This window comes from Nocardia paucivorans NBRC 100373 (genome assembly GCF_000308675.1).
GTDB lineage: Bacteria > Actinomycetota > Actinomycetes > Mycobacteriales > Mycobacteriaceae > Nocardia > Nocardia paucivorans.
On record NZ_BAGE01000030.1, the window covers coordinates 85,884 to 100,068 of the forward strand.

A 14,185-nucleotide genomic window follows, 5' to 3' on the forward strand; every position below is an offset into this window, starting at 1 on the left:
CGGACCCGCTCCCGGTAGCGTAGGGAGCAGAGTTCGATGGAAGGACGGCCGATGGAGCCTGCGAGCCCGATTACCCCACCGGTCCAGGAGCCGATTTTCGCATCGGTCGACGAGGTGACCGAACGTCTCGCCGAAACCGGTTACCTTGCCGATAAGGCCACCGCCACCTCGGTGTTCCTGGCCGACCGATTGGGTAAACCGCTGCTCATCGAAGGCCCGGCCGGGGTGGGAAAAACCGAGCTGGCGCGGGCCGTGGCGCAGACCGCCGGCGCGGAGCTGGTGCGATTGCAGTGTTACGAGGGCGTCGACGAGGCGCGGGCCCTGTACGAGTGGAATCACGCCAAACAGATCCTGCGCATCCAGGCCGCCGGCGAGAACGATTGGGCCGAGACCAAGGCCGATGTGTTCACCGAGGAGTTCCTGCTGTCGCGGCCGTTGCTCACCGCCATCCGGCGCACCGAACCGACGGTGTTGTTGATCGATGAGACCGACAAGGCCGATGTCGAGATCGAGGGCCTGCTGCTGGAGGTGCTCAGCGATTTCGCGGTGACCGTGCCCGAGCTCGGCACCATCACCGCCACCCGCCGCCCGTTCGTTGTGCTCACCTCGAACGCCACCCGCGAACTGTCGGAGGCGCTCAAACGGCGCTGTCTGTATCTGCACCTGGATTTCCCGGACGAGGACCTGGAGCGCCGGATCCTGGCGAGTCGGGTGCCGGAGTTGCCACAGGCGGTCGCCGCCCAGTTGGTGCGGATCGTGCACGTGCTGCGCGGTATGCAGTTGAAGAAACTGCCGTCGGTGGCCGAATCCATCGACTGGGGCCGCACCCTGCTCGCGCTCGGACATACCGATCTGGATGACGCCACCGTGCGTGCCACCCTGGGCGTGGTGCTCAAACACCACAGCGACCAGCAGCGCGCACTGGCCGAGCTCAAACCGGCGTGACATCGTGAACGAACGATCGGTCGTCGACGGGGACATGTCGCTGCACGCGCAGCACGGTCTGTCCGGGCATCTGGTGGGTTTCGTGGCGGCACTGCGGGCGCGCGGTATCGCGGTGGGACCGTCGGAGACGGTCGACGCCGGACGGGTGCTGTCGGTGCTCGACCTCATGGACCGGGAGGCGCTGCGCGAGGGCCTGGCGTGCGCGCTGCTGCGTCGCACCACCCACCGCGCCACTTTCGACGGATTGTTCGATCTGTGGTTCCCGCCGGCGATCGGTCTTCGGGAGGCGGAAACCGACGAGGTCGAGGTGCCGCGCCGGCCCGACGGCGCGGTGGATATCCCCGCCCTGCGTCGGATGCTGGCCGGGCTGCTCGCCGAGGAGGGTTCCGGCGACCGGTTGGCGGCGCTGGCCGGGGAGATGGTCGAACAGATGGGGCAGTACCAGTCGGCCCGGGGCACATCGTTCTCGGCGTATCAAACGCTCAAGGAAGTGCAGCTGCAAACCCTGTTGACGCAGGTCCTGGCCGGGATGAACAGACCGGACGCGAGCGATTTCGAGACCGAGGTGACGCGACGGGCCGCCCGCGCCCGGATCGACCGTTTCCGTGCCACCGTGGAGGCCGAGACCCGCCGGCGGATGGCCGAACGGATCGGTCGGGAGAAGGTCGCGAGCTACGGGGTGGCCAAACAGGCCGAGGAGGTCGACTTCCTGCGCGCCTCCCCGGCGGAACTGGCCGAACTGCGCCGCGGCACCCAACGATTGGCCCGGATTCTCGCCTCTCGACTTGCCGCCCGTCGCCGACACGCCCGACGGGGCGAGATCGACCTACGGCGCACCCTGCGCGCGTCCATGTCCACCGGTGGAGTGCCGATCGACCTGGTACATCGCAAACCGCGGCCCGGTCGACCCGAGCTGGTGCTGCTGTGCGATGTGTCCGGCTCCGTGGCCGGGTTCAGCCATTTCACCCTGCTGCTGGTGAGCGCGCTGCGGGAGCAGTTCTCCCGGGTCCGCATCTTCGCGTTCGTGGATCGCGCCGACGAGGTCACCCGGTTCTTCGACCCACACACCCAATTGGACGAGGCCATGCAGCGGATCTTCGCCGAGGCCGATATCGTCGGCTACGACGGACACTCCGACTACGGCAGCGCCCTCGTCGGATTCGCCCGGGACTTCCCCGGCGCCGTCACCAGCCGAAGCTCGCTGCTCATCCTCGGTGATGCCCGCACCAATTACCGCGATCCCGAGGTGGACACCCTGAGCGAGCTGGTCGCCACCGCCAAACACGCGCACTGGCTCAACCCGGAACCGCAGGCCCAGTGGGAATGGGGGGATTCGGCGGCGCGGCATTACCGGCAGGTCATCGAGATGCACGAATGCCGGTCGGCCGCCCAGCTGACGGCGGTGGTCTCCCGACTGCTTCCGGTCTGAGCCGTCGACCCACACCCGATAAGCTCGACTGCTATGCACACGACAGGCCGGGGCGGACGCAAGCTGGGGGTGATGGGTGGCACCTTCGACCCCATCCACCACGGTCACCTCGTCGCCGCCAGTGAGGTCGCGCACCGATTCGACCTCGACGAAGTGATCTTCGTCCCCACCGGGCAGCCGTGGCAGAAGGCGGATCGGCAGGTCAGCCCCGCCGAGGACCGCTATCTGATGACGGTGATCGCGACCGCGTCCAATCCGCGGTTCACGGTGAGTCGCGCCGACATCGACCGCGGCAAGGTCACCTACACGGTCGATACGCTGCGCGATCTGCACGCCCAGTATCCGGACGCCGAGCTGTACTTCATCACCGGTGCGGACGCGCTGGCGAATATCCTCACATGGCAGGATTGGGCGGAACTGTTCGATCTGGCGAAATTCGTGGGGGTGAGCCGGCCGGGGTACGAGCTGAACATCGATCATCTGGAGGAACATCTACATGATTTCCCCGATGACGCGGTGACCATGGTCGAAGTCCCGGCACTGGCGATCTCATCCAGCGAATGCCGCCGCCGGGCGGCGGAGAACCGACCCGTGTGGTACCTGGTGCCCGATGGTGTCGTGCAATACATATCGAAGCGGCACCTGTACGTGCCGCCCACAGTGGAGGGTAGTGAAATGAGCGGGTCGGACCCCGGCGAGGTGGCGCAGCGTGGCCCCGGAGGGTCCCCGTCCGTTTCCGATCACGACGGAATGAGCGAGGTGCACCGATGACAGCGTCGGCGGAAGCAGTGGAGATGGCGCAGGTCGCGGCGCTGGCGGCAGACGAGAAACTGGCCGCCGACGTGGTCGTGCTGGACGTCTCCGAGCAGCTGGTGGTGACCGACTGTTTCGTCATCGCCTCGGCGCCGAACGAACGTCAGGTGAACGCGATCGTCGACAATGTCGAGGAGAAGCTGCGTAACGCCGGGCATCGACCGGTACGTCGGGAAGGAACCCGCGAAGGACGTTGGGTGCTGCTGGACTATGTGGACATGGTGGTGCACATCCAGCACAACGACGAACGTAACTTCTACGCCCTGGAACGGCTGTGGAAGGACTGCCCCACTGTTCCCGTGGCGGGTCTCGGGGCCCCGCCCGCCGATCGTGATTCCGCCGGAGATACCGAGTGAGCAAGTACGCCGATGTGCGCACCCTGATTCTGCTGCGCCACGGACAAACCGAATGGAACGCCGACGACCGGATGCAGGGGCAGGTCGATACCGAACTCACCGATCTGGGTCGCCGCCAGGCCAAGGAGGCCGCGCGGGAACTGGTGACGCGCAAGGTGATCGGCATAGTCGCCTCCGATCTGAAACGCGCCTACGACACCGCGATGATCCTGGCCGAATCCACCTCGCTCGAGGTGAAACGGGATGAACGTCTGCGCGAAACCCACCTCGGCGAGTGGCAGGGTATGACCAGTCGCGAGTTCGACGCCGCCCATCCGGGCGCGCGGGTGGCCTGGCGGATGGACGCGAGCTATTCACCACCCGGCGGGGAGACCAAGCTCCAGGTCGGTGCGCGGGCGTTGCCGGTGGTGCGAGAACTGTACGCCGAACGGCAGGATTGGCCGGGCGCGACTATCATTCTGGTGGCGCACGGCGGGTTGATCGCTGCCCTCACGGCCGCGCTGCTGGATCTGCCGCCACGGAGCTGGCCCGCCCTCGGTGGTCTGGCCAACGCCAGCTGGGTGCAGCTGAGCAGTCACGGTCCGAGTATCGAACAGCCCGGGTGGCGCCTCGATGTGTGGAATGCAGCGGCAAAGGTAGCACCCGATGTCCTCTGAAGAACCGATCCGGCAGGTGCCGGACGAACTGTTTCGGAAAGTTTCCGCGAAACCGGAGCGACCCCTCCCCGACGCGCTGTTCGGCCCGCCGCCGCGCCCGGCCGAGAGCGAAACCGTCGCCGCGGACACGACCGACGCCGGTGACGACGGCGCGGAGGGCGACGAGCAGGCGGATTCGGAGGAAGTATCCGAATCCGGTGCGGGAGGTCGGCCCCCGCCCGGGTCGGATGCGGAACCGAGCCCATCGGCCGTAGCGGACGAGTCGACGCCGCAGCGGCCGGTGCTGCTCGTGATCGCCGATTCCCTGGCCTACTTCGGACCGAAAGGCGGCCTGCCCGCAGATCATCCACGGATCTGGCCGAATCTGGTGGCAGCCGAACTCGATTGGGATGTGGAGCTTGTCGCCCGAATCGGCTGGACCTGTCGGGACGCGTACTGGGCGTTGATCGGTGACCCGCGCGTCTGGGCGGCGGTGCCGCGTGCCGGCGCCGTGGTGTTCGCGGTCGGCGGGATGGACACCCTGCCCTCGCCGCTGCCCACCGCATTACGGGAGCAGATCCGCTATATCCGGCCGCCCGCGCTGCGCCGGGTGGTTCGGTCGGGGTACCAGTGGCTACAGCCGAAACTGTCCAGGCTCGGCCGGCCGGTGGCGCTGCCGCCGAAGGTGAGTATCGACTACCTGGAGAAGTCGCGGACGGCGTTGGCTCAACTGCGCCCCGACCTACCCGTGGTCGGGGTACTGCCGTCGGTACACGACTGCGCCGCCTACGGCCGGGTGCACAGCGGGCGGCCCGCCGCGGTACGCGCCCTCGAGGCCTGGTCGGCCCGTACCGGCGTGCCGTTGGTGGATCTCGCCGCCGCGGTACGCGACAATGTCTTCTCCGGAGAAGCGAATCCCGACGGTATCCACTGGGGATGGGCCGGGCACACCGCTGTGGCCAATGCGATGGTGAAAACTCTGCAGGAGGTCGGATAGTCCGTGGCGGTCGTGGTCGTCACCGATTCCTCCGCGAGTCTGCCCGCTCGGTTGGTCGAAGAGCTGGGCGTCGTCGTCGTCCCGTTGCACGTGCTGGTGGGCGACCGCACCCTGCGGGAAGGTGTCGACGAACTCGATATCGACTACACCTCCGACACCGTCACCACATCCGCGCCCGCACCCGGAGAGATGCGCGCGGCATACGAGCGTGCCTTGGAACACAGCGCCGGCGACGGTGTGGTGGCCGTGCACCTGTCCCGATTGCTCTCGTCCACTTGGGAATCCGGTCGGCAGGCCATCGAGGACATGGGCGCCGCCGACCGAGTTCGTCTGGTCGACTCCCTCGGCGCCGGTCTGGCGACCGGACTGCCGGTGCTCGCCGCCGCCCGCCGCGCCGCCACCGGCGCCCCATTGGCCGATGTCTACGACACCGCCGTCTCCGCCGCGGGCCGCTCCCGCTCGTTCATCCTGGTCAACCGCACCGAACAATTGCGCCGCGGTGGACGGCTCAGCTCCGTGGCCGGCTTCTTCGGCAGCGAATTGGTGACCAAACCCATCCTGCAACTCGTCGAGGGGCGGCTCGAACTCCGAGAAAAGGTGCGCACACGGTCGAAGGCGTACACCAAGCTGGTCGATGCGGCCGTGGCGGAGGTGCGTTCGAACAATGCGCGCGGGGCGACCGTCGCGGTGCAGCATCTGAGCGCGCCGGAGGGCGCCGAGGCGGTGACCGCGCAACTGCGGGAACGGATTCCGGAGATCGATGAATTCATTACCGCGGAGTTCGGACCCGTCCTGGCGGTGCATCTCGGAGTGGGGGCGGTGGGAGTGCTCGTCCTGCCCGACGGCTGCCGCTGAGTCCGTGCCCCGCGGTGTCGGCGCCGAAAAGGCCGTCGGCCCACATGATTCGAATATCGTTGCTCGCCGGCCGTTACCGGGACCGGGGAGAACGGGAACCATCTCGTTGCGGTCGTCATCCACAGGCCCGACTTATCCACAAACTTTTCGAAATACCTGGTAGGTCCATCTTTTCGGGGAAGAGATGACCCTAGCGTGGGTGGCATGTCACGTCACGACGAACGCGAGCGGATACGGCAACGATTGCTGGGGGCGAATATCGGATCTCGTGCCGGTACCCGTCGGGCCCCGGAACGCGACGCCGGCGGGAAGAGCAGTCGGCGTGAGGAGCCCCGAGTGGGACGACCGGAAGGGAAGATGCTCGAGCCCGATGAACTCGAGCCCGATGAACTCGAGCCCGATGAAAAGGCCACCGGTCGATGGCATCTCGACGCGCTTCCCGAAACGGATGAGTCCGACCGGGTCACGGATGCGCTCACCTTCGACCACGCCTCCACGCCCGCCGGCCGAGATCACGACGACCATACGGTGCGGATGCCCGGCCGGCTCGACGAGCCACCCGATACGGGGTGGCGAGAACGATTGGCGCCGGAGCGGTTTCGTGAGATACGTCTGGACCCGGGGCGACGCGGTGTACTCGCCATGGTCGGGATCGGGTTGCTGGCGGCATTGGTGACAGCCGTCGTCGTGCTGTGGGAGCGGCCGGTGGCGAACCCTGTGCCACCGCTGCCGCCCGCGCGTCCGATCGCGGCCGATGAGGCCGATCCCACGAAGGCGCCGATACTCGCCGCGTCGTCGACCGAGGCCCGCTCGGAGCGCAAACCCGCGCCGGAGTTGGTGGTGAGTGTGGTGGGGCTCGTGCACCGAGCCGGACTGGTCCGGCTGCCGCCGGGATCACGGGTGGCCGATGCCCTCGCCGCGGCGGGCGGTGTTCGCGCCGGGGCCGATCTCACCGGACTCAACCTGGCCCAACGCCTGTCCGACGGTGATCAGGTGCAGGTCGGCGCGGGCAACCCCGATTCCGGTGCGCACCGGTACGGCAGTGGTACCACCTCGAGCGGCGCCGCCGGTTCAGCGGGTTCGGGCGCCGATTCCACTCCGACATCGAGTGCACCGATCGACCTCAATACCGCCACCGAGGCCGAACTCGACGCCCTGCCCGGTATCGGTCCGGTCACCGCCCGCGCCATTATCGCCTGGCGAGAGAACAACGGACGCTTCACCGATATCGAACAGCTCGGTGAGGTCGACGGAATAGGTCCCGGCCGCTTGGCGCGTTTGCGCCGACTGGTGACGGTATGACACCGCCGGCCACCGCACCGGTTCCGAGTATCCGCGTCGGCGCACGCCCTGGATCGCCCGGTCGAACAGTACGTGTGCGCGCCGGGGATCGGTCGGCCGGAGAGGCGGTATTGGATGCTCGGCTGCTCCCCGCCGCGGTGTGCTGTTGGTTGGCAACGATTTCGGCGATAACCCTCGGGTGGCGGGTGGGTGTGGCCGTGGCGGTGGGAGCGGTCGTGGTGGCGTTCGGGCTGTGGGCGTGGTCGTCGGTCATCGGCCGACGCAACGAACGGAAGCGGGTTGTCGCTCTGGTTTTATTGGGCGCGGTTCTGTCGGGCGCCGGTTTCGCGGCGGTGGGCGCGTGGCGTGAATACCGCGTGTCCGAACATCCCTTGCGGGCGGTGCCCGCTACGGCATCGGTTCGAGTGGAGGCCACCGTCACCGATGATCCGAAACCGATACGTACCCGAATACCGGGAACCCACCGCCTGTGGATCGTGCGAGCCGACCTCCGCGAATACCATCACGGTGCCGAACGGATACGGGTCGGTGGAGCGGTGGTGATCCTGGCGAGCGGTGAGCAGTGGTCGGACCTGCTGCCCGGACAGCCGATCGAGTTCCGGGCCCGGCCGTCACCGCCGCGTCACAGCGACCTGACCGTGGCGAGTCTGCGTCCGCTCGGTCCACCGAGAATCACCGGCCCGCTGCCGTGGTGGCAGCGCCTGGCGGCCTCGGTACGGGCCGACCTGGTGGATGCCGCCACGCGGGCATTGCCACCGGAGTCGGCCGGTCTGCTCCCGGCTCTCGTCGTGGGAGACACCTCGGCCTTGTCCGACGAGGTGCGCGACGAATTCGGCACCGCCGGACTACAACACCTGTGTGTGGTCAGCGGAGCCAATTTCACTCTTGTCCTGACCGCGGTATTGGCCCTCGCCCGCCTGCTCACCCTCGGCCCGTATCCGTCCGCCACCTGCGCCGCCGTCGCGTTGGTGCTGTTCGTGGTGATCGCCCGACCGGATCCCAGTGTGTTGCGAGCGGCCGCCATGGGAGCGGTGACGCTGCTCGCCGTGGTCACCGGCCGCCGAAAACAGGCACTACCCGCCCTGTGCGCGGCCGTGCTCATCCTGCTCGCCGTATGGCCGGGCCTGGCCGTCCAGGCCGGATTCGCGTTGTCCGTTCTGGCCACCGGCGCGCTGATCCTGTTGGCTCCCGGCTGGGTCGACCGGTTGCGCGACCGCGGTTGGTGGCGGCTGCCGGCCGAGTCGGTCGCCGTCGCGGCGGCCGCGTTCGTGGTCACCACACCGTTGTTGATCGCCCTTACCGGGCGGCTCGGTCTGGTCGCCGTGGCCGCGAATGTTCTCGCCGCCCCCGTGGTCGCGCCGATCACCGTCCTGGGTGCCGTCGCCGCTGTTATCGCTCCGATGTGGATGCCGCTCGCCGAGGTGATCCTGCACTGCGCCGGGCCGCCGCTGTGGTGGCTGCTGACCGTGGCCGACCGCGCCGCCGCGATTCCCGGAGCCACGGTATCGGTGCCGGGCGGAACAACGGGTGGACTGGTCGCTGCCGTGCTCGTCGTCGTGGGTATCGGGGCGGTGCATTCCAGTGGCGTGCGCAGAGCGGTGGCCGCCGCCGCGGTGGGCGTGGTCGCCGTGCTGCTTCCCGTATCGGTTGTGAGCCACGCCCTGTCGGCATGAGCGGTATCGCGTTGATGATGAAGGCGGCCGAAGGATCGGGATGCAATTGCCCGGTCCGTGTTCCCTTCGGAGATCTGCCGTCTCCGGTGCGGCTATCCGGTGGGCCGTGTGCATCGCGGGCCTCGGAGCGCGAGTGCGAGCGCGACGACGGGGAAGAGCAGCAGCGACAGGTTGGGGAGCCGCCAGGCCGGACCGAAATGGCACGCCACCGGCAGCTCAGTGCGGTAACCAGCCCGGTTGTCCGGCCAACCACATGGCGGGCATCGGAATGGTCCGGTCCTCGACGATGCAGACCCATAGCGTCGCCTCCGACATTCCGTAGCGGCGCTTCATCTGCGTGATGTCGAGGTATTCCCGGGGTTCCTGCCGTTCGGCGCCGTTCAACCCGGGTTCCCATGTCGGCGGGATCTCGGGTTCCCAACCGGGACGCCGCTTTCCGCCCAGTACGACGGCGGGGGTCGGTACCCAGATGGGTCCGTTGTCCAACCAACGGGCCAAAGTACGCCAGTCGACGCCGGTTACGGACGAGAACTCGGACAGGTCCACGAATCGTGGAGCGTACGAGTCACGTTCGGCCCTGCCCCGCAGAATGGCACGTTTCCTCATCAGCCGGTGGGTCCTCGCTGCACAGCAACGGCGGTGTGGTCTGTTCGCGGACGATTCGTACTCCGACTTACGGACACGGCTCGCGTGTCGTGCGCTCGTGTGCGGTGACTCTCCGCCGATCACCGGCACAAGCGCGCTACACAGTAGCCCAAGGCATCTCGTCGAATCCAATGGAGGTGGGCGCGACCGCGACGACGTCGATCCTCAGTGCGATTTCGATGTATCACCTTGGGCCGCAGAACTACTCGCCGCAGCAAGGAGTCACTCGACGTTCGGCTCGGCCGAGACGCGGGCAACCGGGACCACCTCGGCGTCGGTGCTCGGGAAACCTGCCCGTGCCGGGTTGGCGGCTCCATCGGACACGGCGTGCCCGGGTTGGCGGGCCCGGTCGTAGGATCGGGCCGTGAGCGAACAGCCTGCGCCCGTGCATCTGGTTCTGGGAGACGAGGAACTACTGGTCGAACGGGCCGTGGCGGGGGTGACGGCCCAGGTCAGGGCGATCGCACCGGACCCGGAGGGGGTGCCGGTGGATCGGTTGCGCGCCGGTGACGCCAGTAGTGCGGAGTTGGCGGAGTTGCTGAGTCCGTCGCTGTTCGCGGAGGACCGGGTGGTGATCCTGGAATCGGCGGCGGAGGCCGGTAAGGATGCGGTCGCGGTGATCACCGACGCGGCGGCGAACCCACCGCCAGGAGTGGTGCTGGTCATATTGCACTCCGGTGGAGGGCGGGCCAAGGCATTGGTTCCCGCCCTGCGGAAGGTGGGGGCGATGGTGCACGACTGCGCGAAGCTCACCAAGGCCGGTGAGCGCGCGGAGTTCGTGCGGGGAGAGTTCCGGTCCGCGGGGGTGCGGGTGTCGGGGGATGTGGTGCAGGCGGTATTGGAGGCCGTGGGGTCGGATCTGCGGGAGCTGGCGGCGGCGTGCTCGCAGCTGGCGGCGGATACCGGGGGCAAGGTGGATGTGGCCGCGGTGCGGCGGTACTACTCCGGGAAGGCCGAGGTGACCGGGTTCGAGGTGGCCGATCGGACGGTTTCCGGTGATCGGGCCGCGGCGATGGAGGCGCTGCGCTGGGCCACCGACAGCGGGGTCCCGCACGTGTTGCTGGCCGATGCGTTGGCCGATTCGGTGCACACCATCGCGCGGGTCGGTGCGGCGGGGCGTGGGGATCCGTTCAAGCTCGCCGGTTCGCTGGGTATGCCGCCGTGGAAGGTGAAGAAAGCCCAGGCGCAGGCCCGGGACTGGACGCCCGAGGCCATCGGTTCCGCGCTACAGGTCGTGGCCGAACTCAATGCCGATGTCAAGGGCGGGGCCGCCGACTCGACATTCGCACTCGAGCATGCGGTTGTGCGAATACTCGCATTGCGCGGGCGGAACTGATCGCCGCGAGTATCCGTCGTGTTCGTCGGCGCGACGGCCGGACCGGGGCCCGGACGGTGTCATGACGACGCGCCACCGGGCCCCGACGGTTGTCGAGGGCTCAGTCCACCGAGCTGAGGTCGGGCATCTCGATCTCCTCGCCGGCCTCCTCGTAGCGTCCGTCCCAGTTCTCGTAGGTCGGGGGCTCCTCCTCGCGGGTGACGATCCACGCCAGCGCGTAACCGTCCTCCTCGTCGGGGACCAGCACATTCTCGATCTTCACGCCGAAGCCGAGAACTTCGGCGGCCTGGATCACGCCGGGCAGGTCTTCGGACCGAACCACGGCCTGGTTCGCATATACGGTCACCATGGGCGGCATGCTACGGCACATCCGCCCCCACTGTGTGGGACAGGTCCCTGGTAACGCGAAAAGCAGACCTCGAGGTCTCGGCGGGACGGACCGGCGGGTGGGCCCTCATCACCGCGGATCGCGGGCCTCTGTCCGCACGGCAGGGGCGGGTGTGTGGGATCCGATCGTGGCCGGTTCGGGCACCGGCACGGCTTGCGCAGCCGGTTCGACAATGGCGGCGGTCACCCGACGCACCACCGGTAGGACGATCAGCAGGGTGGGGAAGGCGATAACCCAGGACAGCAACCCAGGACAGCAACCCAGAACAGCAACCCAGGACAGCAGCCACATATCGAGCGCCGGACCGCTGCCGACCAGGGTGCTGACCAGCGAGACCACGCAGGTCATCAGGATCGACAGCAGCAGCGGCAGCGCTATCGGTGCGTATCGCGCGGGCAACTTGGCCGGACGGGAGAAGAAACCCGGACGGGAGAAGAAGCGAGAAATCCGAGAATCGGATACGGTACAACTCCGTAAGCGGTCGTGCGGCAACGGTCGCCGGACGGCGGACCGGTGCGTTGATTGACGTGAACGCTTACGGCGACCGAAATCGCGGCACCGAGAATGGAACACCCGGCGCCGCGAGGCAATCCCAGTGCTCAGCGGGTGGCGCCCTCGATCTTCAGGTCCCCGAAGACGACCTGTCGGGACATGGGACGCCGCAGGAACTCGTGCGGGAAGCCGAGGTCGACGGCACTGGCCGCATCCAACCGGGCCAGCTGTTCCTCGGCGAACTCGACCTCGAGCGCGCCCAGGTTGTCCTCCAGTTGCGCGGCGGTGCGGGCGCCGATGATGGGGGCGGTCACACCCGACTCGCGCAGCGTCCATGCGAGCGCCACCTGGGAGGGGGTCCGACCCATTTCGGCGGCGACCTCCTTGACCACATCGGCGATGGCCAACCCGCGTTCGGTCAGGGCGCCATTGGCGGCGGCGACGTTCTTGCGGGTGCCGGTGGGGGAGGCCTCCGCGGTGTGATCGAGATCGGCACGGCGGTACTTACCGGTGAGTACCCCGCTGCCCAGGGGCGACCACGGAACGACGCCCAGGCCCATTTCCCGAGCCATGGGGATCAGATCGCGTTCCACCGTGCGTTCGATCAGGCTGTACTCGATCTGCAAGGCGATGAGCGGGGACCAGCCGCGCAGGTCGGCGATCGTCTGCATCCGTGAGACCTGCCAGGCGGGTGCGTCGGAGATACCCACATAGAGCACCTTGCCGGCCCGGACCAGATCGTCCATACCACGCAGAATCTCCTCGACCGGGGTCAGGAAATCCCAGGCGTGCAGGTAGAGCAGGTCGATGTAATCGGTGTTCAGCCGGCGCAGGCCGGCCTCCACCGAGGCGAACATGCTCTTGCGGTGGTTGCCGCCGGAGTTGGGGTCGCCGGGCCGGCGCAGCATGGTGTACTTCGTGGCCAGCACCAGGGACTCCCGATTGGTGACGGTGAAATCGCCGAGCAGTTTCTCGGCCGTTCCATCGGTGTACTGGTTGGCGGTGTCGATGAAATTACCGCCCCGCTCGACGTAGGTGTCGAAGATCTTGCGGGCCTCGGCGGTGTCGGCGCCCCACCCCCAGTCGGTGCCGAAGGTCATCGTCCCCAGAGCGAGCGGGGATACCCGCAGGCCGGAACGGCCGAGAAGACGGTAGGTGTCCAGGGTGAGCGCGGCCATCGTGTTCTCCTGTGGTCGTCGGTGGTGTCGGGAGAATTCTGCGGCGGCGAAAAGCGCGCGGTAAGGGAAGATTCATCCTGGGAAAAGCAATCCCACCCAGCGGGTGCCGGGCCCGTACGATCGAAAACGATGACAGGAATGGTGAACGCGACATCGCCCCGAGGCGCGAGGCCCGGTAGCACGAGCTCGCGTAACCGCAAAGAGCCCGGTGGCCATGGTGTCGATCGAACACACGAGCTGGCGGCCTTTCTGCGCACCCGGCGGGAGCGGTTGGATCCCGGTGAGCTGGGTCTGCCGCTGCGCAGGCAGACGCGCCGCACTCCGGGGCTGCGGCGGGAGGAAGTGGCCGAGCTGGCGGGGGTCAGCACCGACTACATCGTCCGGCTGGAGCAGGGGCGCGGTCTGCGCCCGTCGCCGGAGGTGCTGGACGCGTTGGCCCGTGCGCTGCGATTGAGTGCCGACGAAACCGCCTACCTGTTCGATCTGGCCGAACAGCGCCGACCCGGTTCGGGGAAACCGAGTACGGTGGCCGAGCCGGCATTGGCCCTGCTGGTGGCGGAGCTGTCACCGCGGCCGGCCATGTTGGTGAACCATCGCTACGACATTCTGGTGTGGAACCCGGAGATGGCGGCCCTGATGCTCGATTTCGACACCTTGCCGCTCGAACAGCGCAACGCCATGTGGCTGTGTCTCATGCACGAGCGGCTGCGGGATTTCTACCTCGACCGAGAGCGGGTAATCCGGGAGGGTGTCGCGGATCTGCGCGCCGCCTGGGCCGGACATCCGGACGATCGCACGCTCGCGGAGCTGGTGGGGGAGTTGACGGCCCGCAGCCCGGAGTTCGCCGCGGCCTGGGCCGAAGGGGATGTGAAGGTGCGGGGGCGCGGGGTGAAACCGCTACGGCATCCGGAAGTCGGGACGTTGACCGTCGATTTCGAGGTGCTGATCCCGTTACAGGACCCGGATCAACGGCTGGTCATCTATCGGGCGGCCGATGCCGCCTCTCAGGTCGCGCTGGACCGATTGGCCGAAATGGCACGGGATCGCGCGCCACAGGTCGCCGACGCGGCATCGTAGTGGTGCTCGCGTGCGGCGGTAACACGAAAAGCCGCCGCGATCGTCGGAGCCGCGGCGGCGAACG

At 67.9% G+C, this 14,185-nt stretch carries 15 protein-coding genes; 11 read left to right on the forward strand and 4 right to left on the reverse strand.

From position 1 onward, the window contains the following. Positions 1-51 precede the first annotated feature (51 nt). The 9 genes from ON32_RS06520 to ON32_RS06560 all read left to right on the forward strand — a co-directional run bounded on the left by ON32_RS06520 (position 52) and on the right by ON32_RS06560 (position 9,005). Positions 52-945 carry an AAA family ATPase gene (locus ON32_RS06520; protein WP_040789557.1) on the forward strand — a complete coding sequence of 298 codons (894 nt, stop codon included), beginning with the start codon at positions 52-54 and terminating at the stop codon, positions 943-945. 34 nt (positions 946-979) lie between these two features. Continuing rightward, positions 980-2,374 carry a vWA domain-containing protein gene (locus tag ON32_RS06525; RefSeq protein WP_040789800.1) on the forward strand — a complete coding sequence of 465 codons (1,395 nt, stop codon included), beginning with the start codon at positions 980-982 and terminating at the stop codon, positions 2,372-2,374. A gap of 72 nt (positions 2,375-2,446) precedes the next feature. After that, the gene (gene nadD / locus ON32_RS06530; protein ID WP_083874155.1) at positions 2,447-3,145 is read left to right on the forward strand and encodes a nicotinate-nucleotide adenylyltransferase; all 699 of its coding nucleotides are present in this window, start codon (positions 2,447-2,449) and stop codon (positions 3,143-3,145) included. Continuing rightward, positions 3,142-3,543 carry a ribosome silencing factor gene (rsfS, locus tag ON32_RS06535; RefSeq protein ID WP_040789558.1) on the forward strand — a complete coding sequence of 134 codons (402 nt, stop codon included), beginning with the start codon at positions 3,142-3,144 and terminating at the stop codon, positions 3,541-3,543. Before nadD ends, rsfS begins: the two co-directional genes overlap by 4 nt. Beyond that, on the forward strand, positions 3,540-4,199 hold the full coding sequence (locus ON32_RS06540) for a histidine phosphatase family protein (RefSeq protein ID WP_040789559.1): 660 nt from the start codon (positions 3,540-3,542) through the stop codon (positions 4,197-4,199). The genes rsfS and ON32_RS06540 overlap by 4 nt, the downstream gene beginning before the upstream one ends. Positions 4,200-4,479: 280 nt before the next feature. After that, positions 4,480-5,175: a diglucosylglycerate octanoyltransferase gene (gene octT / locus ON32_RS06545; RefSeq protein WP_040789803.1), complete on the forward strand. Its 696-nt coding sequence runs from the start codon at positions 4,480-4,482 to the stop codon at positions 5,173-5,175. Positions 5,176-5,178: 3 nt separating this feature from the next. Beyond that, positions 5,179-6,030, forward strand: coding sequence for a DegV family protein (locus ON32_RS06550; protein ID WP_040789560.1), 852 nt, complete (start codon positions 5,179-5,181; stop codon positions 6,028-6,030). A gap of 204 nt (positions 6,031-6,234) precedes the next feature. Next, on the forward strand, positions 6,235-7,332 hold the full coding sequence (locus ON32_RS06555) for a ComEA family DNA-binding protein (protein WP_245550844.1): 1,098 nt from the start codon (positions 6,235-6,237) through the stop codon (positions 7,330-7,332). 74 nt (positions 7,333-7,406) lie between these two features. Next, positions 7,407-9,005: a ComEC/Rec2 family competence protein gene (locus ON32_RS06560; RefSeq protein WP_217998028.1), complete on the forward strand. Its 1,599-nt coding sequence runs from the start codon at positions 7,407-7,409 to the stop codon at positions 9,003-9,005. A 216-nt stretch (positions 9,006-9,221) separates the two neighbouring features. Here ON32_RS06560 and ON32_RS26910 read toward each other — a convergent pair whose 3' ends face one another. Then, entirely contained in the window at positions 9,222-9,611 is a 390-nt protein-coding gene (locus ON32_RS26910) for a hypothetical protein (RefSeq protein ID WP_157224105.1), read from the reverse strand. A 403-nt stretch (positions 9,612-10,014) separates the two neighbouring features. Here ON32_RS26910 and holA point away from each other — a divergent pair, with 403 nt between their 5' ends. Continuing rightward, a complete protein-coding gene (gene holA, locus ON32_RS06570) occupies positions 10,015-10,986 on the forward strand; it encodes a DNA polymerase III subunit delta (protein WP_040789562.1) in 972 nt (323 codons plus the stop codon). Between the two features lie 100 nt (positions 10,987-11,086). Here holA and ON32_RS06575 read toward each other — a convergent pair whose 3' ends face one another. From ON32_RS06575 to ON32_RS06585, 3 genes are all read right to left on the reverse strand, one after another. After that, positions 11,087-11,335 (reverse strand): hypothetical protein, encoded by a 249-nt coding sequence (locus tag ON32_RS06575; protein WP_040789564.1) that lies wholly within the window; start codon positions 11,333-11,335, stop codon positions 11,087-11,089. Between the two features lie 108 nt (positions 11,336-11,443). Then, on the reverse strand, positions 11,444-11,773 hold the full coding sequence (locus ON32_RS06580) for a DUF2798 domain-containing protein (RefSeq protein ID WP_245550846.1): 330 nt from the start codon (positions 11,771-11,773) through the stop codon (positions 11,444-11,446). 200 nt (positions 11,774-11,973) lie between these two features. Beyond that, the gene (locus ON32_RS06585; RefSeq protein ID WP_040789565.1) at positions 11,974-13,044 is read right to left on the reverse strand and encodes an aldo/keto reductase; all 1,071 of its coding nucleotides are present in this window, start codon (positions 13,042-13,044) and stop codon (positions 11,974-11,976) included. A gap of 129 nt (positions 13,045-13,173) precedes the next feature. On the opposite strand from ON32_RS06585, the gene ON32_RS06590 reads away from it, so the two are divergent. Continuing rightward, a complete protein-coding gene (locus ON32_RS06590) occupies positions 13,174-14,121 on the forward strand; it encodes a helix-turn-helix domain-containing protein (RefSeq protein WP_245550848.1) in 948 nt (315 codons plus the stop codon). Positions 14,122-14,185 lie beyond the last annotated feature (64 nt).

Bases quoted from the DNA above. Each gene is read 5' to 3' on its own strand.
- rsfS (WP_040789558.1), top strand. From the start codon at position 3,142: ATGACAGCGTCGGCGGAAGCAGTGGAGATGGCGCAGGTCGCGGCGCTG.
- ON32_RS06590 (WP_245550848.1), top strand. From the start codon at position 13,174: ATGACAGGAATGGTGAACGCGACATCGCCCCGAGGCGCGAGGCCCGGT.
- ON32_RS06525 (WP_040789800.1), top strand. From the start codon at position 980: ATGTCGCTGCACGCGCAGCACGGTCTGTCCGGGCATCTGGTGGGTTTC.
- ON32_RS06520 (WP_040789557.1), top strand. From the start codon at position 52: ATGGAGCCTGCGAGCCCGATTACCCCACCGGTCCAGGAGCCGATTTTC.
- ON32_RS06555 (WP_245550844.1), top strand. From the start codon at position 6,235: ATGTCACGTCACGACGAACGCGAGCGGATACGGCAACGATTGCTGGGG.
- ON32_RS06575 (WP_040789564.1), bottom strand. From the start codon at position 11,335: ATGGTGACCGTATATGCGAACCAGGCCGTGGTTCGGTCCGAAGACCTG.
- nadD (WP_083874155.1), top strand. From the start codon at position 2,447: ATGGGTGGCACCTTCGACCCCATCCACCACGGTCACCTCGTCGCCGCC.
- ON32_RS26910 (WP_157224105.1), bottom strand. From the start codon at position 9,611: ATGAGGAAACGTGCCATTCTGCGGGGCAGGGCCGAACGTGACTCGTAC.
- ON32_RS06585 (WP_040789565.1), bottom strand. From the start codon at position 13,044: ATGGCCGCGCTCACCCTGGACACCTACCGTCTTCTCGGCCGTTCCGGC.